The sequence below is a fragment of the Paenibacillus sp. 7523-1 genome, assembly GCF_002276415.1.
GTDB lineage: Bacteria > Bacillota > Bacilli > Paenibacillales > Paenibacillaceae > Paenibacillus > Paenibacillus illinoisensis_A.
The window spans coordinates 922,021-945,611 of record NZ_NPBR01000005.1 but is presented as its reverse complement, the minus strand read 5'-3'; the positions used below and the strand labels follow the sequence as shown (position 1 = coordinate 945,611).

Below are 23,591 nucleotides of genomic sequence, written 5' to 3'. Positions count from 1 at the left end.
AATGAGGTGAAAATATTGGCTACTGAAATTGTTTCTACTAATAATACATGGCCGAACTACTCGGCTTCGAACACAGCCACAACTAGTGCAGCTACCAAGGAGTTAGGAAAGGATCAGTTTCTTAAGATACTAATCACCCAACTTCAAAATCAGGATCCGATGCAGCCTATGGAGGATAAGGAATTTATTGCTCAAATGGCGCAGTTCAGTTCGGTAGAACAGCTTGTTAACATTTCGTCGCAACTCAAAACGCTGAATCAGTCTCTTGGTGCGGTTTCAAGCATGATTGGACGAGAAATTAGCTGGCTTTCTTCTAATAAAGAGGACAGTGGAACACTTCGTCAGGGGATTGTAGATTCAATTATCGTACGGGATGGTGTGCAGTACGCTAAAGTAGGCAACGACGAGATTGAGCTGAATGAAATTATTCAGGTTTCGAATCCTGCTCCAATCGAAGAGGAAGAAACCAAGGCTCAGAGTACTGCAGATGCTTCAGCACCAGTGAATGAAAGCGAGGAAGCTGAAACAGCTGTTCAAGATAGTGGGAACACGTTATGAGTGAACGAATAACGGTAGGACAACTATATACAGGCCCAGTAACACCTAACTTGCTTAATCGTGCTAAACAGAGTGACACAACAATCACTCCCGAACGACCTTTTGCTCAAGTGCTTGAGGACAATCTGTTGAAGCTTAGCAACCATGCTGCCAAGAGATTGGAACAGCGGGGGATTGAGCTGAAAAGCGAGCAAATGCAGCAGATTGGAACTGCACTCGACAAGGCTGCGGCCAAAGGTGCAAAAGAATCTCTGATCCTGATGCAGGATATGGCCTTTATTGTTAATGTTAAAAATCGCACTGTAGTCACAGCTATGGATAGCGAAAGCATGAAGGATAATGTATTTACACAAATCGATAGTGCAGTAATCATTTCTTAACCGGCTGGCCCTTCTCGGGAGCCGGAACACCGCTGACCGACTGATGCGGTAACCAAATTAAGGCTGGGAGGATTTATAATCATGTTGAAATCGATGTACTCTGGCGTTTCCGGGATGCGGGGTTTTCAAACCAAACTAGATGTTATTGGTAATAATATCGCAAACGTAAACACCGTTGGCTTCAAAGGAAGTCGGGTCATGTTCAAAGATATCATGAGCCAAACCACGGCGGGAGTAACAGCGCCTGGAGATGAAAACGGTGGTGTGAATGCAAAGCAAATCGGTTTGGGTGTATCCGTTGGTTCCATAGATACGCTGCATCTAGCGGGAAGTCCAATGACCACTAACAACCCAACTGACTTGCGTCTTAACGGTGACGGTTTCTTCCTGGTAACACTTGGCGGTGAGCAAGAAGTTCCTTTCTTGACGCGTGCTGGAGATTTCCATGTTGATGCTAACCGTAACCTTGTAACTTCAGATGGTTTGTTCGTTGTAGATAGCGGTGGTGAGCCTATTACGCTGGATGATACAGTAGTTTCGTTCACTATTGGTCAAGATGGAATCATCAACCAAACAATGGATGATGGTACTACTGAAGCTGGTGCACAACTGGGGATCGGTAAAGTAACCAACCCGGAAGGTCTGGAAAAGATCGGTGGTAACTTGTACCGCATTACTGCAAATGCCAATGCTGATGGCGAATTCGAAATTGTAACAGCGAACAGCACCGAATTTGGAACAGGCGCGGTTATTGCAGGCCAACTGGAAATGTCCAATGTGGATTTGACGGGTGAATTTACAGAGATGATCGTCGCTCAACGTGGTTTCCAGGCGAACTCACGGATCATCACAACATCCGATGAAGTGCTTCAGGAAGTTGTTAACCTGAAACGTTAATAGCTGATTAGAAAGTTTTAATGCGTGGAGGGGCTCGCTCCTCCACATTGATCGAGAGGGGGCTTAGCATGATTTCGGTAACGCGGTTAAATGGTTCTCCTATGTGGTTAAATGCGCTGATGGTTGAGATTGTAGAAGAAACGCCGGATACGTATATTACTCTGGTAACTGGTAAGAGACTGATTGTCCTTGAAAAGGCAGATGAAGTCATTTCCAAAATCAAAGAATACAACCGTGAAATCGGGGTTCAGGCAGCCACTATCAAAGTGCAGCAAACGGAGGAATCCTGATGAAAAAGATGATGCCCTGGCTGGCAACGATTTTGCTTGCCATAACACTCATTGTGGTGGTTGTGTTTGTATTTATGCAAGGACAGACGGGTAATAAAGCTGAAACAGATGTAGCTTCGGCTGCTGAAGCCAAAAAGATGACTGCCGATGAAATTGTCGAGGTTACTTCCGAGATTACCGACATCAAAACCAATTTGGCAGATACCAATCACATCGTACAAGTCAATCTGGCTTTTAAACTGGCTGACGCTACAGCAAAAGAAGATTTCGAGAAAATTAAAGAAATTACCGTAAAACCAATTATTGTTCAGACTTTTGCGGATGCACAGCCAGAAGAGTTGAAAACAGCCAAGGGACGTTCTCAGTTTAATGAAAAACTGACGAAACTGATCAATGAAGCATTGCCTGAACCGAAGCTGAGCAGCACGAACTTTACTTATTTTTTGATGGCATCAATGTAATGAACAGAGCACGCTGTAAAACGGTAAGGGGGTGAGAACATGGTGGATGTATTATCACAAAATGAGATTGATGCCCTATTAGCAGCACTTTCCTCAGGTGAGATGGATGCCGAGGAATTAAAAAAGGAAGAAACTCAGAAAAAAATTAGATCGTATGATTTTAAACGGGCGGTTCGCTTTTCCAAAGATCATATCCGAAGTTTGACTCGAATTCACGAGAACTTTGCACGCTTTCTCACCACTTATTTTTCAGCCCAATTGCGGACATTCGTTCAAATTAATGTCGTTCAGGTCGAACAATTGCCCTATGATGAATTTATTCGTTCAATTCCTAAAATGACGATATTAAATATATTTGAAGCAGAACCGTTGCAAGGACGAATGGTGCTGGAGGTCCACCCCAATGTTGGTTATGCGATGTTGGATCGATTGCTGGGTGGTACGGGAAGTGCGCCGACTAAAATAGCTTCAATGACTGAAATAGAAACGACAATTATGGAGAGAATCTTCAGCCGAGCGTTCGAAAGTTTGCAGGAAGCTTGGAAGACAGTGCTCGACATATCGCCGAGAATGGAAGCACTGGAGACGAATCCACAGTTTATGCAGATCGTATCACCCAACGAAACGATTGCCTTGATCTCGCTGAGCACCAAAATCGGTGACACTACGGGCATGATCAATTTGTGTATCCCGCATGTCGTTCTTGAACCTATTATGTCAAGGCTGTCGACACATCAGTGGTTTGTTTCAGAGAAGAAAACAAGAGCGCCGGAAGAATACGATGCCCTTAGAGAACGTGTGAACAAAGCCAAATTGCCAGTTGTTGCGGAACTGGGTGAATCCAGAATTTCGATCTCGGAATTCCTTGGCCTTTCGGTCGGCGATGTCATTACGTTGAACAAACCGGTTGATGAGGGATTATCCATCAAAGTGGGCGACAGGTTGAAGTATATGGGCAGTCCGGGAACGATAAAAGACCGTGTGGCTGTACAAATAGATAAGATTGTCACCGAAGGAGTTGAAGAATTTGACGAGTAAGGATTATTTGTCCCAGGAAGAAATCGATGCTTTGCTCCGGCAATCCGAATCGATGGGTAGCACGGAACCTGCTGAAAAAACAGTTGATGACTTTTTGACTGAACTGGAACAAGATGCATTGGGGGAGATTGGTAATATTACGTTTGGTAGCGCAGCGACAGCATTGTCCACGCTATTGGGATTAAAAGTAGATATTACAACACCGAAGGTATCCATTATCAGCCGTTCGCAATTCGAAGAAGCCTTTCCAAAGCCACACGTTGCAGTACATGTCAATTATGTGGATGGATTTGAAGGGATCAATTCACTAGTTATCAAGAAGCGTGATGCGCAAGTCATTGCTGATCTGATGCTTGGAGGCGAAGGGAATCCTGCGGATGAAGAGCTGAATGAGATCCATATCAGTGCAGTACAGGAAGCAATGAACCAAATGATGGGTTCATCAGCAACCTCCATGTCTACGATTTTCAACCGATTTGTGAATATCTCTCCGCCAGGCATTGATATTCTCAATATGGAAAGTGGCGAGGGTGTCAGCAATCTCCCGCATGACGAAACGTTAATTCAAGTATCGTTTCGCCTCCTGATTGGTGATTTGATAGACTCCAATCTGATGCAGCTTTTGCCTGTTGATTTCGCCAAACACATGGTGGATATGTTGATTGGCGGAGCACAAGAATCAACGGCTAATGCACCAGTCACAACACCATCCCATGCAGCACCAGCTGCGGCAGCTCCACCTGTGGCACCGGAACAACCACCGGTTCAACAGCAAATGCCTCCACAGGCGCCGCAACAGCCTGCTCCAGATTATAATGGGTATGGACAGGCGCCAATGGGTATGCCGCAAGGAATGCCGCCACAACAGCCTTACGGGATGCCACCACAGCAACCATATGGTGCACCACAACACTACGGCGGTATGCCGAACAGGAATGTGAATGTACAACCCGTCCAGTTCGCCAATTTGCAAAACGGGGCTTACGGTCAGGTGGACGAAAATAATTTGAATTTATTGATGGACATTCCCCTTAAAGTCACCGTAGAATTAGGAAGGACCCAGAAGCAAATTAAGGATATATTGGAACTCTCACAAGGTTCAATTGTCGAGCTGGATAAACTGGCCGGCGAACCTGTCGATATTTTGGTCAATAACAAACTGATCGCTAAGGGAGAAGTCGTCGTTATCGATGAAAACTTTGGTGTTCGTGTTATAGATATCGTAAGCCAATGGGACCGAATTCAGAAATTACAATAAGCACAATTTAGGGAGGACTTGAATCAAGATGGCAAACCGAATTTTAGTCGTGGACGACGCTGCATTTATGAGAATGATGATCCGGGACATTTTGTCCAAAAACGGATATGAGGTCGTTGGCGAGGCTCAGGATGGAGCACAAGCAATTGAGAAATTTAAGGAACTTCGTCCTGATCTGATCACGATGGATATTACCATGCCTGAGATGGATGGTATTGCAGCACTGAAAGAAATTAAAAAAATCGATGCGAACGCTAAAGTCATTATGTGTTCAGCTATGGGACAACAAGCGATGGTAATTGATGCGATTCAGGCTGGTGCCAAAGATTTCATCGTTAAGCCATTCCAGTCTGACCGAGTCATCGAAGCTATCAGCAAAACGCTGGGAGTGTAAGACACATGATGATGGCGCAGGGTGATACTCCTGGAGGAGCTGACATTGGGACCAACTATTATTTTCAGCTTGTATGGGTGATTGTCGTCCTGGCCGTCATCCTGGTCCTTATCGTCTACCTGCTCCGCTTTTTGAACAAACGGAATCAGCAGTGGTTCCGAAGTGGTACAGTCCGTATTTTGGGTGGTGTGGGGCTGGGGCCGAACAAGTCACTTCAGATCATAGAAATTGGTGGCAATGTTTATCTGGTCGGTGTTGGCGAAAATATACAATTGCTAGACAAAATTTCAGATTTAGAAGAGGCACAGAGAATTGTTGATTCATTTGAGAGAGAAGCTTCTTCACAACAGGGAAGCCTTTCACCATTAATCAACAAGTTGGCATCCCGCTTGCGTAAGAAAGAACCACCAAGGGAAATGGAACTTGAGGAAACAGCCTCTTTTCACGAGCTGTTTGAGTCGAAACTGCGGCAGATGCCTAACCGAAAAGAGAAGATGGACAAGCTCCTGGAAGAAGACAATACTACAGATCGGTCGAGGGATTCATGAAGAAAAAGATTTGGCTAGCATGTTGTTTGATGGGGCTTATCAGCCTGGCATCTGTGACGGTTGCCTTTGCCGAACCGATACCGAACATCGATATCCAAATCGGAAGCGGAGATGGAGGAACACCAAGTACGAGTTCTCTGTCTATAATACTGTTAATTACGGTGTTAAGTATAGCGCCTGCAATACTGGTGTTAATGACCAGCTTCACCCGAATTGTTATCGTTCTCGGTTTTATACGGACATCCTTGGGGACGCAACAAATGCCGCCCAATCAGGTGCTTGTCGGTTTAGCGCTCTTCCTGACACTGTTTATCATGTCACCGACGCTGTCTTCCATTAATCAGGTAGCTCTTCAGCCTTATCTCAAAGGAGACATTACGCAAACGGAAGCGCTTGAAAAGGCACAAGATCCCATTAAGAAATTTATGTTCTCCCACACAAGGGAGAAAGATCTACTGCTATTTATGAAATATAATCAGACCGAAAAACCAGAAACATATCAAGACATACCGATTACTGTCATGGTGCCAGCGTATGCAATCAGTGAATTAAAGACAGCATTCCAGATGGGATTCATGATTTTCATTCCGTTTCTAGTCATAGACATTGTAGTAGCAAGTACACTCATGGCTATGGGGATGATGATGCTACCACCGGTCATGATCTCATTACCTTTTAAGATATTGCTATTTGTTCTTGTGGACGGTTGGTATCTTGTAGTGAAGTCACTGCTGCTGAGCTTTAACACATGAGTAGGAAAGTTGAAGGAGGACGGTCATGACTTCAGAATTTGTTATAGGTCTGGCCGGGAAAGCAGTATATACATCGCTGCTGGCTAGCGCACCCATGCTTATACTTGCTCTAGTTGTGGGTCTCATAATCAGTGTATTTCAAGCAACGACCCAAATTCAGGAGCAGACATTAGCCTTTGTACCGAAAATTATTGCCGTACTTTTGGCAGTGCTCTTATTCGGACCTTGGATCTTAAATATTTTGGTAGATTTTACGTATAACATTCTCGATAATTTATACAGATATATAGGGTAGGCTTTCGCACATGGAGACATTGTTGCAAAGTTTTCCTGTCGCTCTGCTTATGTTTTGTCGAATTGCATCATTTTTTGTAACTGCTCCAGTATTCTCAGCTCGAAATGTGCCGAATTCCATTAAGGTTGGTCTTTCGGCATTTGTAACATTAACGGTTTATGTAGTTTATGGCATGAATCAGGAAGTGCCTACCGATCTGAGTTACATTCTGTTGATTATCCGGGAGATATTAATAGGATTGCTGCTAGGTTTCGTAGCCTATCTGATCATGACAGCCGTGCAGACGGCGGGAACATTCATTGACCTTCAGATTGGCTTTGGTATGGCGAATGTATTTGATCCGATGACTGGTGCTTCTGCACCGCTGACAGGTAATTTCAAATATGCTTTTGCTATGCTGCTTTTCCTGACGATGAATGGACATCACTACCTTCTGGACGCCATTGTGTACAGCTATCGCTGGATACCTTTATCCAATGCCTTTTTCATACGATTGGCCGACGGTAGTATTGCTGAGTTTCTCGTTCATACATTAGGCGAGACCTTTATGCTTGCCTTCCAAATGTCGGCACCCATTGTAGTGGCTTTGTTTTTGACGGATGTAGGATTGGGTTTCTTGGCTAAAACTGCTCCTCAATTCAATGTGTTTGCTGTCGGTATGCCGTTAAAGGTCCTGGTGGGAATCGCCATATTGCTTTTGATGGTTCCGAGCTTCGCCTTTGTATTTAGCCAATTGTTCGAAGCGATGTTTAGATCTATGGAAAAGTTGCTTGGAACGATCGGACAGAGGCCGGGCTAAAGGAAACGGAGGACAGGATTTAAATGAAATTTCAGCTTGACCTTCAGTTATTCGCAGGGGAGAAGACGGAGAAAGCCACCCCGAAAAAAAGGCAGGATACGCGCAAAAAGGGACAGGTTGTCAAAAGTATGGAGATCTCCGGAGCATCCATTCTCCTGTTCACCTTTTTAATCATGATGGTATTCAGTGATTTTTACAAAGAACGCATTGTTCGGTTATTTACAGATATCTTTATGAATCGGCTGAGCTTGGAGATTACCGGCGAGAATGTAATGGCCCTTATGATGCGCTACGGCATTGAAGTTATGCTGCTGCTAGCACCCGTACTGATAGGTGCGGCGGTTGTTGCCTTGATCGTCAATTATATGCAGGTTGGATTTCTACTTGTGGGAGAAGGCTTGAAGCCAAAGCTTGAGAAGCTTGATCCTATCAAAGGTTTCAAGAACATTTTCTCACTCCGTTCATTAGTGGAGTTTGCAAAATCCATTTTGAAAATGTCGATTATCGGTTATCTAGTCTACAGTACGATTACAAGTTATCAATCGGATATTGCTTCACTTTCCCATTTTTCTTTGGATGCCATATTACATTTTTCGGCTTCAATCACCCTCAATCTGGGTGTCAAAATTGCTGTGGCCTTAATGGTACTCGCAGTGTTTGACTATATGTATCAGAAATATGATTACGAGAAAAACATTCGGATGTCCAAACAGGACATCAAGGACGAGTACAAAAAAATGGAAGGTGACCCGCTGATCAAGGGTAAAATCAGGGAACGTCAGCGTCGCATGGCTGTACAGCGCATGATGCAGGAGGTTCCAAATGCAGATGTGATCATCACAAACCCGACACACTTCGCAGTAGCGCTGAAGTATGAAGGGTCTGAGATGGAAGCACCTCAGATTATTGCCAAAGGTCAGGATTACGTCGCCTTGCGCATCAGGGAGATTGCCAAAGAGCACGGTGTCATTACAATGGAAAACAAGCCGCTGGCACGGGCATTGTTCCAGAGGGCCGAGATTGGCGACGCCATACCGGCTGATTTGTTTCAAGCGGTAGCCGAAGTGCTGGCTTATGTATATAAATTAAAGGGCAGAACGAAATAAAAGGGATCGGAGGCCGTACATTCATTGAAAACAAAAGATATTGCTGTCCTTGCGGGTATCATTGGCATTGTGTTGATGATGATTCTCCCGATCCCAACCTGGTTGTTGGACATGCTGCTGGTTGTCAACATTTCACTTGCATTGATGATATTGCTTGTAGCGATGAACAGCAAGGAAGCGTTACAATTTTCCATCTTTCCGGCATTATTGCTGATTACGACATTGTTCCGATTAGCTTTGAACATTTCAACAACGAAGCTGATTCTTGGAAATGGGAATGCGGGGTCTGTCGTAGCAACCTTCGGAAGCTGGATCGCGGGCGGTCAGATTGCAATAGGTTTCATCGTCTTCCTCATACTGGTTGTTGTTCAGTTTATCGTCATCACCAAGGGTTCAGAACGTGTAGCTGAAGTTGCTGCACGATTTACACTCGATGCGATGCCAGGTAAACAAATGAGTATTGATGCGGACTTAAACGCAGGCTTGATCAATGAACAACAGGCTCGTGAACGTCGTTCGAAAATTGAGAGAGAGGCTGATTTCTACGGTGCAATGGACGGTGCCAGTAAATTCGTAAAAGGAGACGCGATCGCGAGTATCATCATCTTGCTGATCAATCTCATTGGTGGATTTATTATCGGCATGACCGTACATGGTCTCCCGTTTGCAGATGCATTGTCCACCTATTCTGTATTAACAATCGGGGATGGATTGGTCAGTCAGATTCCTGCACTTCTGATTTCTACAGCAGCGGGTCTTATCGTCACTAGAGCGTCATCCGAAGGTAACTTGGCAGATGATATTACGGGGCAGTTGTTTACATACCCGACGCTCTTATATATTGTAGCTTTTGTAATAGCAATGCTTGGTTTCTTCACTCCAATTCACGCCATTACGACCATACCTTTGGCAGGTATACTGGCTTTTGCCGCATGGAGGATGCAAAATACGCTGAAATCCAAACAAGAGGCAGAAGAACAGATGGAGGAGGAACAACAGATCGAAGAGGTTAGAAGTCCAGAAAGTGTAATTAACTTGCTTCAGGTTGATCCAATCGAGTTCGAGTTTGGTTACGGTTTGATTCCTCTGGCCGATAACCAGCAGGGTGGAGATCTACTGGATCGGATTATTATGATACGTAGGCAATGTGCGCTTGAATTAGGGCTCGTTGTCCCTGTTATTCGGATTCGAGACAATATTCAATTGAGACCTAATGAGTATGTCATTAAGATCAAGGGTAATGTGGTGGGTGGCGGTGAATTGCTGCTTAATCATTATCTCGCTATGAGCCCTGGGTACGAAGAAGAATCTGTGACAGGAATTGAAACTACGGAACCGGCTTTTGGCCTTCCTGCTCTATGGATCGACGAAGTGACCAAAGATCGAGCTGAGCTTGCTGGTTACACCGTTGTGGATCCGCCATCCGTAGTGGCTACCCATCTGACGGAACTGATTAAGAAACACGCACATGAGCTTCTCGGCAGACAAGAGACGAAGGCGCTTGTGGACAATCTCAGAGAGAATTATGCTGCACTTGTCGATGAACTGATTCCATCAGTTTTGGCCATTGGGGATGTACAAAAAGTGCTGGCAAAACTTCTGCGCGAGAAAATTTCCATCCGGGATATGGTTACGATTTTCGAGACACTGGCTGACTATGGGACTTATACCAAAGACCCGGATGTTCTGACAGAGTACGTAAGACAATCGCTTTCCCGTCAGATTACCCAACAGTTCTCCCAAAAAGGTGAAACACTTAGAGTGATTACCGTTGGGCCTGGATTGGAAAAGAAAATTGCCGAAAGTGTACAACAATCCGATCAAGGAAGTTACCTTGCACTGGATCCTGCGTCTACACAAAGTGTGTATCAAAAATTGACCGAGCAGGTCAATCGATTAATCCAATCAGGTCAACAACCTGTCGTATTAACTTCTCCAACCATTCGTATGTATCTGCGTCAAGTCATTGAACGTACCATGCAGGACATACCGGTGCTTTCCTATAGTGAGTTGGAACCGAATGTTGAAATCCAAAGTGTCGGAGTGGTGAACTTATGAGAGTAAAACAATATATTGTTGAGACCATGCCCGAGGCTATGCTTCAAATTCGGAAAGATCTAGGAAGTGACGCTGTCATTCTGTCCACCAAAGAAATTAAGGTGGGCGGAATGATGGGAATGTTTCGCAAAAAGAGAATTGAAGTTGTAGCTGCGGTTGAAGAGGAAGATAAAAAAGAAGCCAAGAACCAGATACAGAACCAAGTTGCGTCAGTGCCTCGTTCATATGTTCCTGAAGCGTACAGGCAGACGGCTCGTTCATTTGTGAACGAAGCGAGTGAATCGAAATCGGCTGCTCAGATTGTTGAACAATTTGCCGATGAACAACGTAACGAAACCGCTGCTCATGCTGAATCGATGAACATTGATTCAGATAGAGGGCACGGTAAATTTGAGTCAAGCATGGATTATAAACCGCGACCGGAAGGGGCGGATTTTTCGGTTTCATCGTCTCCGGCTGTGCAGGAACCAAACAAACCGGGGCAACAAGAACTGATGTCTGAACTGAAAGAACTCAAAAAGATGATGACTCAATTATCTAGACAGAATGAATTGGCTGACCCTGTACCTGAAGAGTTTCTTTTTCTTAGAGAGCGGCTGATTAATCAAGAGGTGCGGACGGAAGTTTTTGAGTCATGGTTTGAAACGGTTCAGACGCAGTTACATGCTAAAGAGTTGGACGAAAACGAGATTGTTCAATCCGTTCAGAAACAGATTTTAACGTTTCTGGAGGAACGTATCGATGCGGGGATATTATCTGGCACTCGTATTGTTTATGTTGCTGGACCCACAGGTGTGGGGAAAACAACGACCATAGCCAAACTGGCGGCTGAGCAGATGTTTAAGCATCATCGGAAAGTGGGATTCATTACATCGGATACGTACCGTATATCAGCAGTAGAACAACTTAGAACCTACGCTTCCATTTTGAATGTTCCACTTGAAGTTGTACAGTCTCCAGGAGATACACAACGAGCCATATCTCGTTTGCAGGATTGTGACCTGATCTTCATGGATACTGCAGGGAGAAATTATAGAAACGAATTGCTAGTTTCTGAGTTGCAAAGTCTGCTGGCACCAGTAGAGAATAGTGAAACCTTTCTCGTCATGAGCATGACATCCAAAAGCACGGACATGTTTGAGATTACCGAACATTTCAGCAAGTATGGGTTGGATAAAATCATTTTCACCAAAATGGACGAAACGGGCACCTGCGGTCCAATGATTAATCTACTGCACCACTTCCCGTTGAAACTTGCCTATGTGACCAATGGACAGAATGTTCCGGATGACTTGCTCAAACCAGATCCGGCTTCATTGACTAAACAATTGCTGGGAGAACTCGCGAAATGAAGGACCAGGCAGCCTCTCTTCGAAGTTTGGTGTCAGCACCGAGTGCATTGGACAAAACCCAGCGCAGTGGTCGCTCTTCGAAAATCTTGACGATTGCCAGCGGCAAAGGTGGAGTAGGGAAATCCAATTTCACGTTAAACTTTGCCCTTGCGCTGCAAACGCTGGGCAGGAAGGTACTCGTATTTGACGCAGATATCGGTATGGCTAATATTGATGTCCTTATGGGGACTTCATCTCCCTATAATCTGTATCATTTATTGTATCGGCAGAAGTCCATACAGGAAATCATTCAGCTTGGTGCGAATGGACTACCTTACATTGCTGGTGGATCTGGCATGAAAGAGTTATTTTCGTTGTCGGACCGTGATTTGGAATTCTTTGCAGAGCAAGTGGAAATGGTTGCCCAGGAGATGGATTATGTCATATTTGATACTGGAGCGGGGCTCTCTCGTGAGAATATGAAGTTTATTGGTGCAGCTGACGAATGTATGATCATAACCACACCTGAACCCACTTCCATAACAGATGCATATGCACTGGTCAAAGTGATGCATGGTCAGGAAAATGCTACACCTTTTCGGATGGTCGTTAACCGTGTTGAAAATGAACAGGAGTCGGAACAGGTGGCGGACAAAATAGCAGGAGTAGCCAAGCGTTTTTTACAAACGGATATCCCCCTGCTTGGGTATGTTTCTGAAGATCCGAATGTTGTTAAAGCGGTGAAGAGACAAGTGCCTTACAGTTTGGCTTATCCCCATTCAAAAGCTTCCAGAGATATACAGCGGCTAGCCCTTCGCTATTTGGCTGAACCTGCGGTTAACGAAGCCGGAACCTTGACAGGAATCAGGGGATTTATGAAAAAGTGGCTTAGGAAGACAACATGATTCTTGAATAAAGGAAACAGAGGTGGACAAAACATGGCGGTGTATCAAGTATTGGTTGTCGATGATTCCGCTTTTATGCGCAAAATTGTCACGGATTTAATTGAAGCTGACCCGGAATTCAAAGTTGCGGCAACGGCATCAACCGGCAAGGAAGCAATTGAAAAAGCAGTGGATTTAAAGCCAGATGTAATTACGATGGATGTAGAAATGCCTGAGATGAATGGGCTGGATGCACTGAAATCGATCATGCAGAAGTCATCGGTGCCTGTAATTATGCTATCAGGTATTAATGAGCAAGGTATGAAGGAAACCATCATGGCGCTTGAGGCAGGAGCCTTTGATTTTATACGTAAGCCTTCCATTTCACATGATCAGGATATTGCTCAGGTAGGCAAGGCCCTCGTCGAGCGGATGCGGGCGGCCATGAACGAAATCAAGCGAAAAGCAGAGCGTGAGGAGTCTTTAAAACAGACGAAAGAGATTCAGGAACATCTCTTGCGTCAATCTCAGCGAGTACAGCGTGATGCTCCTGCACAAGTTCGCAGAGAACCCGCTCAAAAAAGGATTGATCCTGTTCAGCCAGTTACACGGCCAAACAGTGAACCAAGTGATCGACCCCAGCCCAAAGTGCTGCAGCGAAACATGCCGCTGGCAGATCAGAAAAAAGAGCGGTCAGACAAAAAACTGGAAGCTGCAAAGAGCCCAGATCGTGTTCCTAATACAAGAGAAGCTAAGGTGCCTAAACCTATTAAGCCTCTTCACACTCCGAAGGAGTTGCGGAATGCTGAGCCAATACTGTCGGCAATGGAGCAAACGGCTGCATCCTCAAGTCAACCATTACCAAAAGCAGTAACGGGTACTGATAGTGCATTCAACAAAATTGTGGCAATTGGCTGCTCTACGGGAGGCCCAAGGGCCCTTAAAACTTTGCTTGAGGAACTGCCTGCTGATTTGCCTGCACCTGTCATCATTGTGCAGCACATGCCGCCCAACTTTACTAGGTCTCTGGCACAACGGCTGAATACCTTCAGCCCGCTGCATGTCGTTGAGGCTGAAGAAGGTATGGTTCTAAAGAAAGGTTCCGCTTATATCGCTCCTGGTGGATATCACATCGTCGTAAGTAAAGCAACCGATGGAAGGTATATCCTGAAGCTTACGGAGCAGCATCCGGTGAATGGCCATCGGCCTTCAGTGGATACGATGTTTGAGTCGTTATTGCCTTTTACGTCGCTTCAGCGGCATTTGGTTTTGCTGACGGGTATGGGCAGTGATGGAGCGAGAATGATGAAAAAGCTGTATGAAGCGGGTGTAACGTCTACCTTTGCGGAAAATGAAGAGACCTGTGTGGTGTATGGAATGCCGCGTTCTGCTGTAGAGCTGCAATGCGTACGTCATCTTCTGCCTTTGCAGGAGATCGCCCCAAAACTTGTTCAAGCAGTGAAATAAACGGAGTGTAACTCATGGAGGAGGTGCCTCACAATGGACATGAACCAATACTTATCCATGTTTATTGATGAGTCTAATGATCATCTGCAATCCCTTAACGACAACATGCTTCAACTCGAAGGCAATCCGGAGGATCTGGGTATAGTCCAAGTCATTTTCCGCTCTGCTCATACTTTGAAAGGTATGGCCGCAACAATGGGCTTTGAGGATTTGGCATCATTGACACACAAAATGGAGAATGTGTTAGATCTTGTGCGTAATGAGAAATTGAAAATGCAGGACTATATTTTTGATACTCTGTTTAAGAGTTTGGACGCGCTTGAATCCATGGTTCAGGATATTACCAGTGGTGGAGAAGGTAAAGCCGATGTTTCCGCAATTGTCGCTTCCCTTCAAGCTATTGAAAGTGGTGAATGGACAGGTGGTGAAACTCCAGCTGCTACAACAACGGCTAAGCCGGTAGAAAGCATTTCATCGGCTGTTGATCTGGACGAATTCCAATATTCTGTTCTGGACCAGTCTATCGCGGAAGGGCATCGAGTTTTCTACCTTGATGTGCTTGTTAGTGAGGATAGCCAGCTGAAAGGTGTACGTGCCTACATGGTCTTTGATCTCTTGGAGCGTTCGGGTGAAGTTGTGAAGTCTTTCCCTACGGTTCAGGATATTGAGCAGGAGAAGTTTGAGCGCAGTTTCTCGTTGTATTACATAACAACCAAAGAAGCGCAGGAACTTGAAAAAAGCATTTTAAGCATTTCAGAGATAGAAAGTGCCAAAGTCATTCAGCTGGATCAAGAAACTCTTCAGCAGATGACCAATCAGGCTGCAGCTGCAGTTGAAGCTGAAACAGTCGCCATAGCAACAGCCGTATCACAAGAGGTCGCAACTGCGGTCAAAACAGAAGAAAAACCAGCAGCCAAACCTGCTGCACCAACTAAACAGGCAGCCGCACCTTCGCGTACGATCCGAGTGGATATTGAGCGATTGGATGTACTGATGAATTTATTCAGCGAATTGCTGATTGATCGGTCACGTCTGGAGCAGTTGGCAAGTGAAACGGGTAATAATGATCTATCCGATACTGTGGCTCATCTTAGCAGAGTCAGCTCAGACCTGCAAAATATCGTTCTCAAGCTGCGCATGGTACCTGTAGATACCGTATTTAACCGGTTCCCACGAATGATTCGTGACCTAGCCAAAACCTTGGATAAAAAAATTGACCTGGTCATTACAGGTGCCGAAACCGAATTGGATCGTACGGTCATTGACGAGATCGGTGACCCACTGGTGCATTTGCTGCGTAACGCTGTGGACCACGGTGTCGAATCAATCGCAGAACGTGTTGCTGCTGGAAAACCTGAAATGGGTACAGTTAACCTTCGAGCTTTCCACAGTGGCAATCATGTTTTCATTGAGATTGAAGACGACGGCAAAGGAATTTATCGTGAGAAGCTTTTACAAACAGCCATTAAACGCGGTGTCGTGACGGAAGAGCAGGGTGCGAAGATGAGCGATGATGAAGTTAATCAGCTTTTATTCGCTCCTGGTTTCAGTACAGCAGACAAAATCTCGGATATCTCTGGTCGCGGAGTAGGTTTGGACGTTGTAAAATCCAAAATCACTTCGCTTGGCGGTAATGTAACCATTCATTCCACACCAGGCAAAGGCACTAATTTCTCGGTTCAACTGCCATTGACGTTGTCAATTATCGCTGCAATGCTCGTACGAGTTGGTTCCGAGAAATATGCGATTCCATTGTCCTCCATCGTGGAGACGGCCATTGTGCAGCGTGAACAAGTTCGCAATATTCATGGTAATAAAATGATTACGTTCCGTGAATCCCTCATTCCGTACTTGTCGCTAAACGAAGTGTTTGGCGTACCTGATTTCAATGATGAGGATGAGTCGGAAACAGAAATCGTTGTCATCCGCAAAGGAGATCGTCTAGCAGCGGTTTCCGTGGAAGAGTTTATCGGACAGAGCGAGATTGTTCTCAAATCAATGGGAACCTATCTTCCTTCCATTGAAGGAATCTCCGGAGCAACCATCCTGGGAGATGGACAAGTAGCTCTCATCGTTGACCCTAACGCATTTATTAAATAAGCAACTAAGCCTTACACTTATAGGGAGGTTTTATTCATGGAAGAATTGAAAGTCATCGTCTTTAAGCTAGGATCTGAAGAATACGGTATTGAGGTTGAAAAAGTTCAGACGATTGAACGTATGATGCCGATTACTCGTGTCCCTAAGACATTTTCCTTCGTAAAAGGGGTTATTAATCTTCGCGGGGTTGTTATCCCTGTTATCGACTTGCGTGGTCGTTTCAATCTGCCAGAAACAGATTATACGGATCAAACTCGAATTGTCATTGTAGCTGTAGGTGACATGCAGGTTGGATTCATCGTTGACGCTGCCAATGACGTAATTGACATTAAGAGCAGCGCAATTGACAGTCCGCCGGAAGTGGTGGGTGGAGTCAAAGCGAGATATCTGCGCGGAGTGGCTAAATTGGAAAATGAGCGTTTGTTGATCATGCTTAATCTGCATGAAGTATTGAATAAAAGCGAAGTTGTACAGCTGGAAAGTGTCGAGGGCTAACACGTGGAGATGTTCAACCGATTTGAGGGATTCCAAATGGATGTGCTCAAAGAGGTCGGTAACATTGGAGCAGGCAACGCCGCAACGGCGTTGTCTCAACTTCTAAATAGACCGATTGACATGGGCGTGCCGACAGTACAGATGCTCCCTTTTGAAGAAGTAGCTGAAAAAGTGGGCGGGGACGAACGAATCGTGGTGACTGTCTTTTTACGTGTTGAAGGCGAGGCGCCAGGTAATCTGTTTTTCATGATGACCCCGGAAGCCGCCAAAATGCTGCTTAACCGGCTTGCTGGTTTTGATCTGAAAGATGGCCTCATGTTTACGGATATGGAACAGTCTGCGTTATCAGAAATCGGTAATATTCTGGCTGGTTCATATCTTTCATCACTTGCGGATTTCACCAAACTGTCGATGTATCCAACGGTTCCCGGACTTGCCATTGACATGGCAGGGGCAATACTCAGCTATGGGCTGCTGCAATTTGGCGAAATGGGAGACGATGCACTTTTAATTGACACATCGTTCTTTGAAGGAGAAGATCAGGTGGAAGGTCAATTTTTCCTGATTCCCGATCCATTGTCATTTGCCAAGATATTTGAATCTTTAGGGGTGCCTCTGGATCATGATTGAAGAAAAAAGCGTCGTTAAAGTCGGTATGGCGGATTTGAACATTGCTCACCTTCCTGGCATAATCCGCACGACAGGGCTTGGTTCTTGTGTGGGGTTAACGATGTATGATCCGCATTTGAAGCTGGCTGGAATGGCGCATGTGATGCTTCCTTCTTCAGAGATTGCAAGAGAAGGAAAATTGAACACAGCTAAATATGCCGATACGGCGTTGCCTGAGTTATTAGAAAAAATGTTAAAACTCGGTGCATCTCGTTCACGTATCGTGTCCAAAATGGCAGGTGGTGCTCAGATGTTTGCTTTTTCAGGGGCCGGAGATACCATGCGTATTGGGCCGAGGAATGCGGAATCTTGCCGGGAATGGTTGCAAAAGCTTAATATTCCTCTTCTTGCTGAAGACACTGGTGGAAATTATGGCCGGACCATTGAAATGGACTGTGAAACAGGGATTTTAAATATTAGAAGTGTACAAATGGGTGTAAAGGAATTATAAAACTATGATAGGAAACTACCGCATTAATCTTGGAGCAGGCATAGTCGGATTTATTCTGACTTTTTTTGTAGCATACAGCAGTAATTTGTTGATGACCAGTTTAATTCGCGGGTTAATCGGATTCGTAGCCTGGTACGCCCTTGCTTTTGGTTTGCGCTGGGGACTGGGGATGCTGCTGACCCCGTCTGCAGGAAGTAAGGGTTTCGATTATGATCCCCAAATTGGTCCAGAAATGAGAGGTTCGCAGGTTGACATTAAACTCGAAGACGATGGACAAGAGCTAAACGACTTGCTCAAGAATGGACAGAACGCCTCCTCTGGGGAAGAGATTCCGCCATCCGAGACGAAAGCTCCAACGGGTTTCGCCCCATTGGATCCGCCTAAACTGGTCCGGACCAAGGATCCGGAAGAATTGGCGCAGGCCGTTCGTCACCTGACAGACAAATAAGGAGGGTGAAAGCAATTGGACGAGCGTAAAGCTTCACATTTGAACCATGCTGATCTGTGGGAAAAGTGGAAAGAACACGGAGATCTTGAAGCCAAAAAAGCTTTAATTGAAAAATATCTTCACATTGTGAATTATGTATCCGGTCGTTTGGCTGTCGGATTACCCAAAAATGTCCCAAAAGATGATCTGGAGAGTAACGGCGTCATGGGACTAATTGATGCTCTTGAGAAATTCGACTATGAACGAGGCCTTCAATTTGAGACGTACGCCTCATGGCGAGTTCGTGGAGCGATTCTGGATGGTTTGCGTCAAGGAGACTGGGTTCCGCGTTCTGTGCGAGAAAAGGCAAAACGAATCGAAGATGCTTATCAGCAGCTGGAGCAAACCTATTTACGGTCAGTAAGCGATGAAGAAATGAGTCAGTATCTTGACGTGTCGACCAAGGACTTCCAACATATGCTCCAGGAAGTGGCGGTAATGTCACTGTGTTCTCTTGAAGACCCGATTCGGGAAGAAGAATCAGAGACACGTCTTTCCTTAATGGTCGATGAAAAGGCCAAAAATCCAGATTACAAAGTGAACGAGTTTTATCTGAAGGATGCTTTGGTTCAGGGACTCGATAAGCTGACAGTTAAAGAGAGAACGGTAGTTTCCCTCTTGTATTATGAAGACTTATCGCTTAGTGAAATCGCTGAAGTGATGTCTCTTTCACCATCGCGTATATCTCAGCTGCATTCCAAAGCCATTTTGAGACTCCGTGGAACGCTCGAAAAACAGAAGGATCTGTTAATGCGCAAAGATTAATAGAAAGCTTGATTACACGGATTTCGGGGAGTGGAAAGTCTAAAAGGAGGAAGAACTGCATTGACACAGCGAATTGCTTTGGAACAATGCCTTAGCGTTGTTTTATCGGAAGATAAAAGTACGGCCTACCTTGAGTTTTCCAAGCAGGAAGAAGGTTTCACCTGCACGCTGGATGAACTGGAACAGTTTATTGCGGGTCAGGGCATTAAGTATGGTGTGCTGCGTGAAGCACTGCTCGTGTTTGTGAATCAACCTGAAACATATATGAATACGCAGTTGAAGATCGCCGAAGGCATCGCGGCTGTTCCTGGAACAGACGGATACATCAAGGTATTGGTTGGCATGGACGATGCGAGTGAACGGCGGCCTCTGGAAGCAGAAGATGGCAGGGTGGATTACAAAGAAGTAACTCGGTTGAATAATGTAAAATCAGGTCAAATCATTGCCGAGCGCATTCCTCCAGTAGATGGTTCAGTAGGTCAGGCCGTTACTGGTGAGGAAATTCCTTTTCGACCAGGGAAAGACGCACGATTCAAAGTGGGGAAAAATGTTGTTATTAATCCGGATGGATCTGCAATGTATGCCGCATTGGATGGACTCGTGACCAAAACGGAAGGGAACAAACTGAATGTATTCCCGGTATACGAGATAAATGGCGATGTAGACTACAATATCGGTAATATTGATTTTGTAGGTACGGTGGTCATACGCGGCAATGTACTGACTGGTTTTAAAATTAAAGCTGCGGGTGACATTCGCGTTGTCGGCGGTGTCGAAGGCGCAGAGCTAGAAGCAGGGGGCTCTGTTGAGATCACTGGTGGTATTATCGGATATAACAAAGGGCTCGTTCAGGCGGGTCACAATGTCAAATGCACCTTCATTCAGGAAGGTAACGTAGATGCAGGTGAAGATGTTCTCGTCTCCCAAAGCATTATGCATTCCAATATCCGTGCAGGCAGGGGCGTGATCTGTGCCGGCACTAAAGGCCTTATTGTTGGTGGATCCATTCAAGCCGGTGAAAATGTTTCAGCACGAATTGTGGGGAACAGCATGTCGACAGTAACTTCGATTGAAGTTGGTGTTCTACCCAAACTGCGTAACGAACTGAGTGAATTGCGTAAAGGGCTCAGGGAACAGATGGATTCCTTGGACAAAACGAAAAAAGCATTGGTACTGCTGGACCAATTAGCTGCTGCTGGACAACTGAGTCCTGACAAAATGGCAATGCGAGTTAAGCTTACGGCTACACAAAAGTCTGCACTTCGTCTTAATGAGGAAACCAAGTCACGTATTTTCGAAATTGAAAAAGTATTGGAAGATACGAGCAGAGCCCGGGTGGATATTCTCAAGATGATTTACGGAGGCTCTAAGATAGTTATCGGCAGATACACCAAATTTATTAAAGATCCTGTGAGTAGAATTTCATTTTATTATCATGACGGGGACATTACGATGACTCCATTCGTTTAAGTACAGCATCAGGCACAGGTAGAAAACCATTCGAAACCGTGAGGTGAGCGTATGAGTTTTAAGGCAGTAGAGTTGCAGATTGCAGTACCACGAACAAGTGAAGCCGGTCGGTATCAGAGCGAATATCAGCAGCGGCCGGTCACGGACCAGAATTTACTGGCAGTGCAAACGGCCAAGGAAGCAGAAGAGGCAAGACAGCGCAGTGAAGCGATGGAAGAAACAGCACATACAGGTGTACGAGACGGTCAATCTAGTAATGGAGAGCACGAAGGGGGTTCCCGGGAGCAGGAAACGATCCAGATGTCAGAGCAAGTCAAACCTGCGGAGCATCCGTACAAAGGAAAGCATGTGGACCTGTCATTGTAACCCTTTCCGTATTGCAAAAATGAAGACTTGAGCTTTGAAGGCGATATCCAAAGGAGAGGAACCAATTTGTCACCATGGGTTATTATTGTCATATTAGGTGCCTGTGCCATTGCATATGCATTCATCATGCCCAAGAAAAATAAGAAGCCAGAACCGAGCCAACAATTAGTGCAAGAGATGGAATCCACACTGGAACATTATATGGCTGAAATCGAAAGCGATAATGATGCCCTTATTCAGCGTGTTGCTGAAATGAAGGGAGAGGCAGCTGCTGCAGATCAGCGCATGCAAATGCAGCTTGAAGAATTGCAGAAGCGTCTCAATGAACTTGAAAAAAGCAAAGAGTCCGACACCCATCATGTTTCAGATATATCAAAGGATGAATTCAATGCGTTGCAGGCTCAGGCTCTTGTGGCCAGTGTGAGAGATGACGCCGCTAAGCAGATTTCAGAAACCGAGCCAACACCAAGTGGCCAAGAGCCTGTCAATGAGCGAGAGTCAATCAAAGATCGATATTCAGAAGTGTTTCATTTGTATGATGAAGGCAAATCAGTGGATGCGATCGCAAAACAGACAGGCATACAGCGTGGAGAAGTACAGCTGATTCTTCAGCTGGCAGAACGGGAGGAAGGCTAAGAGATGGACAAGCGCTCCCTATGGATTGGAATTGGAACGGGCATGATCATTGGAGCAGTGCTGCTTCAGCTTGCCACAGTGGGACAAAACGCCCTATCTGACAGCAGTTTGGAAACGGATCCGACTGCAACTGCAGCCAATCTGACGAAGGAAGAGTTGGAGTTGGCTGCCAAAAGCATGGATTTGAAGCTAGTCGGTACAGAGGACGAACTATACACGGAAGCCGAATGGGTACAAAAGAAGAAGCAGGAGAGCAGTGAAATGCAGGGGGAAACGGCTACTGCTCCGGAGAAGGCAGAGGATACAAGTGATCCGGAAGCTCCCACGGAGCCTCAGCAGCCCGCTTCAAGTGGCAATGAGAGTCCGAATAATGTGAGCGAGCCAAAAGCAGCAGAGCCATCGTCACCGAATACGCCTCAAAAGGCAACAGTCACATTTAGAGTGCGTTCTGGTAACAGTTTGGCGATTGTCGCTGGAAATCTCGAGAAAGCTGGCATAGTAGATGATGCTCAGGCCTTCATTAAGGCGGGAAAGGCAGAGCGAATTAACACCAAGATTCAGGTGGGAACGTACGCACTTGAAAAAGGGGAAAGCTTCAAATCGATCATCGCCAAAATTACTCAAGAACCGTCAAGCTGAGTACACTCAGGCAAGACGGTTCTTTTATTTTATAGTCCAATTGGGCAATAATTATAGTCGGAGATTTCACATAACATAAAAACGTTGTGCGACTAGGTATTTTTTGCTTTCAAAGACTGTTGCATCAGCCAAGCAGTTATGCTATATTAGATAACGGTGTTAAAACACACGCATGTGCTAATTTTGTTGAGGGTGCTTTCCTGATGGAGAGTCTTGGCGAAAAATGATGCCGGCGGAGGACACAATAAAAACCATATTAGGAGGTGTGTGAAGATGGCAGTAATCTCCATGAAGCAGCTTCTCGAAGCTGGGGTACACTTCGGTCACCAAACTCGTCGTTGGAACCCAAAAATGGATCGTTATATCTTCACTGAAAGAAACGGAATTTACATCATCGATTTGCAAAAAACGGTGAAAAAAGTCGAAGAGGCTTACAACTTCGTTAAAGGAATCGCAGGAGAGAATGGTACAATTCTTTTCGTGGGTACTAAGAAACAAGCTCAAGATTCTGTTAAAGAAGAAGCTGAACGCGCTGGTCAATTCTACATTAACCAACGTTGGTTGGGCGGTACTCTGACTAACTTCCAAACGATTCAAAAACGTATTGATCGTTTGAAACAATTGGAAGCTTGGGAAGAAGACGGTACATTCGCTGTATTGCCTAAAAAAGAAGTTATCTTGCTTCGCAAAGAAAAAGATCGTCTGGAGAAATTCCTCGGCGGTATTAAAAATATGAAAGGCCTGCCAAGCGCCCTGTTCATCATCGATCCACGCAAAGAGCGTATCGCTGTTGCTGAAGCTCGCAAATTGGGTATCCCAATTGTAGGTATCGTTGATACTAACTGCGATCCGGACGAAATCGATTATGTTATCCCAGGTAACGACGACGCAATCCGCGCTGTTAAGCTGTTGACAGGTAAAATGGCTGATGCCGTAATCGAAGCTAACCAAGGCGAAGAAACTTCCGCTTAATAGATTCGAACATAACGAATGAACT

28 protein-coding genes are annotated in these 23,591 nt (G+C 45.3%); all 28 read left to right on the top strand.

Features of this window, described 5'->3' with window-relative positions; genetic code table 11:
- The first annotated feature begins 15 nt into the window (after positions 1 to 15).
- The 28 genes from CHH60_RS07630 to rpsB all read left to right on the top strand — a co-directional run bounded on the left by CHH60_RS07630 (position 16) and on the right by rpsB (position 23,566).
- Complete coding sequence (locus tag CHH60_RS07630) at positions 16 to 558, top strand: flagellar hook capping FlgD N-terminal domain-containing protein (RefSeq protein ID WP_095358696.1); 543 nt, start codon at positions 16 to 18, stop codon at positions 556 to 558.
- Complete coding sequence (locus CHH60_RS07625) at positions 555 to 938, top strand: TIGR02530 family flagellar biosynthesis protein (protein ID WP_095358622.1); 384 nt, start codon at positions 555 to 557, stop codon at positions 936 to 938. Before CHH60_RS07630 ends, CHH60_RS07625 begins: the two co-directional genes overlap by 4 nt.
- Before the next feature lie 81 nt (positions 939 to 1,019).
- Entirely contained in the window at positions 1,020 to 1,835 is an 816-nt protein-coding gene (gene flgG, locus CHH60_RS07620) for a flagellar basal body rod protein FlgG (RefSeq protein ID WP_095358621.1), read from the top strand.
- Between the two features lie 68 nt (positions 1,836 to 1,903).
- Complete coding sequence (locus CHH60_RS07615; RefSeq protein ID WP_056700597.1) at positions 1,904 to 2,125, top strand: flagellar FlbD family protein; 222 nt, start codon at positions 1,904 to 1,906, stop codon at positions 2,123 to 2,125.
- Positions 2,125 to 2,586: a flagellar basal body-associated FliL family protein gene (locus CHH60_RS07610; RefSeq protein ID WP_095358620.1), complete on the top strand. Its 462-nt coding sequence runs from the start codon at positions 2,125 to 2,127 to the stop codon at positions 2,584 to 2,586. The genes CHH60_RS07615 and CHH60_RS07610 overlap by 1 nt, the downstream gene beginning before the upstream one ends.
- Positions 2,587 to 2,625: 39 nt before the next feature.
- Positions 2,626 to 3,624: a flagellar motor switch protein FliM gene (fliM, locus tag CHH60_RS07605; RefSeq protein WP_095287822.1), complete on the top strand. Its 999-nt coding sequence runs from the start codon at positions 2,626 to 2,628 to the stop codon at positions 3,622 to 3,624.
- On the top strand, positions 3,614 to 4,882 hold the full coding sequence (gene fliY, locus CHH60_RS07600) for a flagellar motor switch phosphatase FliY (protein ID WP_095287821.1): 1,269 nt from the start codon (positions 3,614 to 3,616) through the stop codon (positions 4,880 to 4,882). Before fliM ends, fliY begins: the two co-directional genes overlap by 11 nt.
- A gap of 28 nt (positions 4,883 to 4,910) precedes the next feature.
- Complete coding sequence (locus CHH60_RS07595) at positions 4,911 to 5,276, top strand: response regulator (protein ID WP_095287820.1); 366 nt, start codon at positions 4,911 to 4,913, stop codon at positions 5,274 to 5,276.
- Between the two features lie 11 nt (positions 5,277 to 5,287).
- Positions 5,288 to 5,824 (top strand): flagellar biosynthetic protein FliO, encoded by a 537-nt coding sequence (locus CHH60_RS07590; protein ID WP_176476006.1) that lies wholly within the window; start codon positions 5,288 to 5,290, stop codon positions 5,822 to 5,824.
- A complete protein-coding gene (gene fliP / locus CHH60_RS07585; protein WP_095358618.1) occupies positions 5,821 to 6,576 on the top strand; it encodes a flagellar type III secretion system pore protein FliP in 756 nt (251 codons plus the stop codon). The genes CHH60_RS07590 and fliP overlap by 4 nt, the downstream gene beginning before the upstream one ends.
- Positions 6,577 to 6,601: 25 nt before the next feature.
- Positions 6,602 to 6,871, top strand: a complete 270-nt coding sequence (gene fliQ, locus CHH60_RS07580) for a flagellar biosynthesis protein FliQ (RefSeq protein ID WP_095358617.1) — start codon at positions 6,602 to 6,604, stop codon at positions 6,869 to 6,871.
- Between the two features lie 10 nt (positions 6,872 to 6,881).
- Positions 6,882 to 7,670, top strand: a complete 789-nt coding sequence (fliR, locus tag CHH60_RS07575) for a flagellar biosynthetic protein FliR (protein ID WP_095358616.1) — start codon at positions 6,882 to 6,884, stop codon at positions 7,668 to 7,670.
- Positions 7,671 to 7,693: 23 nt separating this feature from the next.
- Positions 7,694 to 8,776, top strand: coding sequence for a flagellar biosynthesis protein FlhB (gene flhB / locus CHH60_RS07570; RefSeq protein WP_095287816.1), 1,083 nt, complete (start codon positions 7,694 to 7,696; stop codon positions 8,774 to 8,776).
- Between the two features lie 24 nt (positions 8,777 to 8,800).
- A complete protein-coding gene (flhA, locus tag CHH60_RS07565; RefSeq protein ID WP_095358615.1) occupies positions 8,801 to 10,834 on the top strand; it encodes a flagellar biosynthesis protein FlhA in 2,034 nt (677 codons plus the stop codon).
- Positions 10,831 to 12,186, top strand: a complete 1,356-nt coding sequence (gene flhF, locus CHH60_RS07560) for a flagellar biosynthesis protein FlhF (RefSeq protein WP_095358614.1) — start codon at positions 10,831 to 10,833, stop codon at positions 12,184 to 12,186. Before flhA ends, flhF begins: the two co-directional genes overlap by 4 nt.
- A complete protein-coding gene (locus CHH60_RS07555; RefSeq protein WP_095358613.1) occupies positions 12,183 to 13,070 on the top strand; it encodes a MinD/ParA family protein in 888 nt (295 codons plus the stop codon). The genes flhF and CHH60_RS07555 overlap by 4 nt, the downstream gene beginning before the upstream one ends.
- Before the next feature lie 33 nt (positions 13,071 to 13,103).
- The gene (locus CHH60_RS07550; RefSeq protein ID WP_095358612.1) at positions 13,104 to 14,516 is read left to right on the top strand and encodes a protein-glutamate methylesterase/protein-glutamine glutaminase; all 1,413 of its coding nucleotides are present in this window, start codon (positions 13,104 to 13,106) and stop codon (positions 14,514 to 14,516) included.
- A 33-nt stretch (positions 14,517 to 14,549) separates the two neighbouring features.
- Entirely contained in the window at positions 14,550 to 16,616 is a 2,067-nt protein-coding gene (locus tag CHH60_RS07545; RefSeq protein WP_095358611.1) for a chemotaxis protein CheA, read from the top strand.
- A 36-nt stretch (positions 16,617 to 16,652) separates the two neighbouring features.
- The gene (locus tag CHH60_RS07540) at positions 16,653 to 17,111 is read left to right on the top strand and encodes a chemotaxis protein CheW (protein WP_095358610.1); all 459 of its coding nucleotides are present in this window, start codon (positions 16,653 to 16,655) and stop codon (positions 17,109 to 17,111) included.
- 9 nt (positions 17,112 to 17,120) lie between these two features.
- Positions 17,121 to 17,741, top strand: a complete 621-nt coding sequence (locus CHH60_RS07535) for a chemotaxis protein CheC (protein ID WP_095358695.1) — start codon at positions 17,121 to 17,123, stop codon at positions 17,739 to 17,741.
- Positions 17,734 to 18,231, top strand: a complete 498-nt coding sequence (locus CHH60_RS07530) for a chemotaxis protein CheD (RefSeq protein WP_095287809.1) — start codon at positions 17,734 to 17,736, stop codon at positions 18,229 to 18,231. The genes CHH60_RS07535 and CHH60_RS07530 overlap by 8 nt, the downstream gene beginning before the upstream one ends.
- A 4-nt stretch (positions 18,232 to 18,235) precedes the next feature.
- Positions 18,236 to 18,679 (top strand): hypothetical protein, encoded by a 444-nt coding sequence (locus tag CHH60_RS07525; protein WP_095358609.1) that lies wholly within the window; start codon positions 18,236 to 18,238, stop codon positions 18,677 to 18,679.
- 15 nt (positions 18,680 to 18,694) lie between these two features.
- The gene (locus CHH60_RS07520) at positions 18,695 to 19,483 is read left to right on the top strand and encodes a FliA/WhiG family RNA polymerase sigma factor (RefSeq protein WP_095287807.1); all 789 of its coding nucleotides are present in this window, start codon (positions 18,695 to 18,697) and stop codon (positions 19,481 to 19,483) included.
- A gap of 60 nt (positions 19,484 to 19,543) precedes the next feature.
- Positions 19,544 to 20,953 (top strand): DUF342 domain-containing protein, encoded by a 1,410-nt coding sequence (locus tag CHH60_RS07515; protein WP_095358608.1) that lies wholly within the window; start codon positions 19,544 to 19,546, stop codon positions 20,951 to 20,953.
- Positions 20,954 to 21,004: 51 nt separating this feature from the next.
- Positions 21,005 to 21,319 carry a hypothetical protein gene (locus CHH60_RS07510; protein ID WP_095358607.1) on the top strand — a complete coding sequence of 105 codons (315 nt, stop codon included), beginning with the start codon at positions 21,005 to 21,007 and terminating at the stop codon, positions 21,317 to 21,319.
- Positions 21,320 to 21,385: 66 nt separating this feature from the next.
- The gene (locus tag CHH60_RS07505) at positions 21,386 to 21,955 is read left to right on the top strand and encodes a hypothetical protein (protein ID WP_095358606.1); all 570 of its coding nucleotides are present in this window, start codon (positions 21,386 to 21,388) and stop codon (positions 21,953 to 21,955) included.
- Positions 21,956 to 21,958: 3 nt separating this feature from the next.
- Entirely contained in the window at positions 21,959 to 22,594 is a 636-nt protein-coding gene (locus CHH60_RS07500; protein ID WP_095358605.1) for an endolytic transglycosylase MltG, read from the top strand.
- A gap of 273 nt (positions 22,595 to 22,867) precedes the next feature.
- Positions 22,868 to 23,566, top strand: coding sequence for a 30S ribosomal protein S2 (gene rpsB, locus CHH60_RS07495; RefSeq protein ID WP_047842496.1), 699 nt, complete (start codon positions 22,868 to 22,870; stop codon positions 23,564 to 23,566).
- Positions 23,567 to 23,591: the final 25 nt, after the last annotated feature.

Bases quoted from the DNA above. Each gene is read 5' to 3' on its own strand.
- CHH60_RS07625 (WP_095358622.1), top strand. From the start codon at position 555: ATGAGTGAACGAATAACGGTAGGACAACTATATACAGGCCCAGTAACA.
- flgG (WP_095358621.1), top strand. From the start codon at position 1,020: ATGTTGAAATCGATGTACTCTGGCGTTTCCGGGATGCGGGGTTTTCAA.
- CHH60_RS07615 (WP_056700597.1), top strand. From the start codon at position 1,904: ATGATTTCGGTAACGCGGTTAAATGGTTCTCCTATGTGGTTAAATGCG.
- CHH60_RS07610 (WP_095358620.1), top strand. From the start codon at position 2,125: ATGAAAAAGATGATGCCCTGGCTGGCAACGATTTTGCTTGCCATAACA.
- fliM (WP_095287822.1), top strand. From the start codon at position 2,626: ATGGTGGATGTATTATCACAAAATGAGATTGATGCCCTATTAGCAGCA.
- CHH60_RS07595 (WP_095287820.1), top strand. From the start codon at position 4,911: ATGGCAAACCGAATTTTAGTCGTGGACGACGCTGCATTTATGAGAATG.
- CHH60_RS07590 (WP_176476006.1), top strand. From the start codon at position 5,288: ATGGCGCAGGGTGATACTCCTGGAGGAGCTGACATTGGGACCAACTAT.
- fliP (WP_095358618.1), top strand. From the start codon at position 5,821: ATGAAGAAAAAGATTTGGCTAGCATGTTGTTTGATGGGGCTTATCAGC.
- fliQ (WP_095358617.1), top strand. From the start codon at position 6,602: ATGACTTCAGAATTTGTTATAGGTCTGGCCGGGAAAGCAGTATATACA.
- fliR (WP_095358616.1), top strand. From the start codon at position 6,882: ATGGAGACATTGTTGCAAAGTTTTCCTGTCGCTCTGCTTATGTTTTGT.
- flhB (WP_095287816.1), top strand. From the start codon at position 7,694: ATGAAATTTCAGCTTGACCTTCAGTTATTCGCAGGGGAGAAGACGGAG.
- flhF (WP_095358614.1), top strand. From the start codon at position 10,831: ATGAGAGTAAAACAATATATTGTTGAGACCATGCCCGAGGCTATGCTT.
- CHH60_RS07555 (WP_095358613.1), top strand. From the start codon at position 12,183: ATGAAGGACCAGGCAGCCTCTCTTCGAAGTTTGGTGTCAGCACCGAGT.
- CHH60_RS07550 (WP_095358612.1), top strand. From the start codon at position 13,104: ATGGCGGTGTATCAAGTATTGGTTGTCGATGATTCCGCTTTTATGCGC.
- CHH60_RS07545 (WP_095358611.1), top strand. From the start codon at position 14,550: ATGGACATGAACCAATACTTATCCATGTTTATTGATGAGTCTAATGAT.
- CHH60_RS07540 (WP_095358610.1), top strand. From the start codon at position 16,653: ATGGAAGAATTGAAAGTCATCGTCTTTAAGCTAGGATCTGAAGAATAC.
- CHH60_RS07535 (WP_095358695.1), top strand. From the start codon at position 17,121: ATGTTCAACCGATTTGAGGGATTCCAAATGGATGTGCTCAAAGAGGTC.
- CHH60_RS07530 (WP_095287809.1), top strand. From the start codon at position 17,734: ATGATTGAAGAAAAAAGCGTCGTTAAAGTCGGTATGGCGGATTTGAAC.
- CHH60_RS07525 (WP_095358609.1), top strand. From the start codon at position 18,236: ATGATAGGAAACTACCGCATTAATCTTGGAGCAGGCATAGTCGGATTT.
- CHH60_RS07510 (WP_095358607.1), top strand. From the start codon at position 21,005: ATGAGTTTTAAGGCAGTAGAGTTGCAGATTGCAGTACCACGAACAAGT.
- CHH60_RS07500 (WP_095358605.1), top strand. From the start codon at position 21,959: ATGGACAAGCGCTCCCTATGGATTGGAATTGGAACGGGCATGATCATT.
- rpsB (WP_047842496.1), top strand. From the start codon at position 22,868: ATGGCAGTAATCTCCATGAAGCAGCTTCTCGAAGCTGGGGTACACTTC.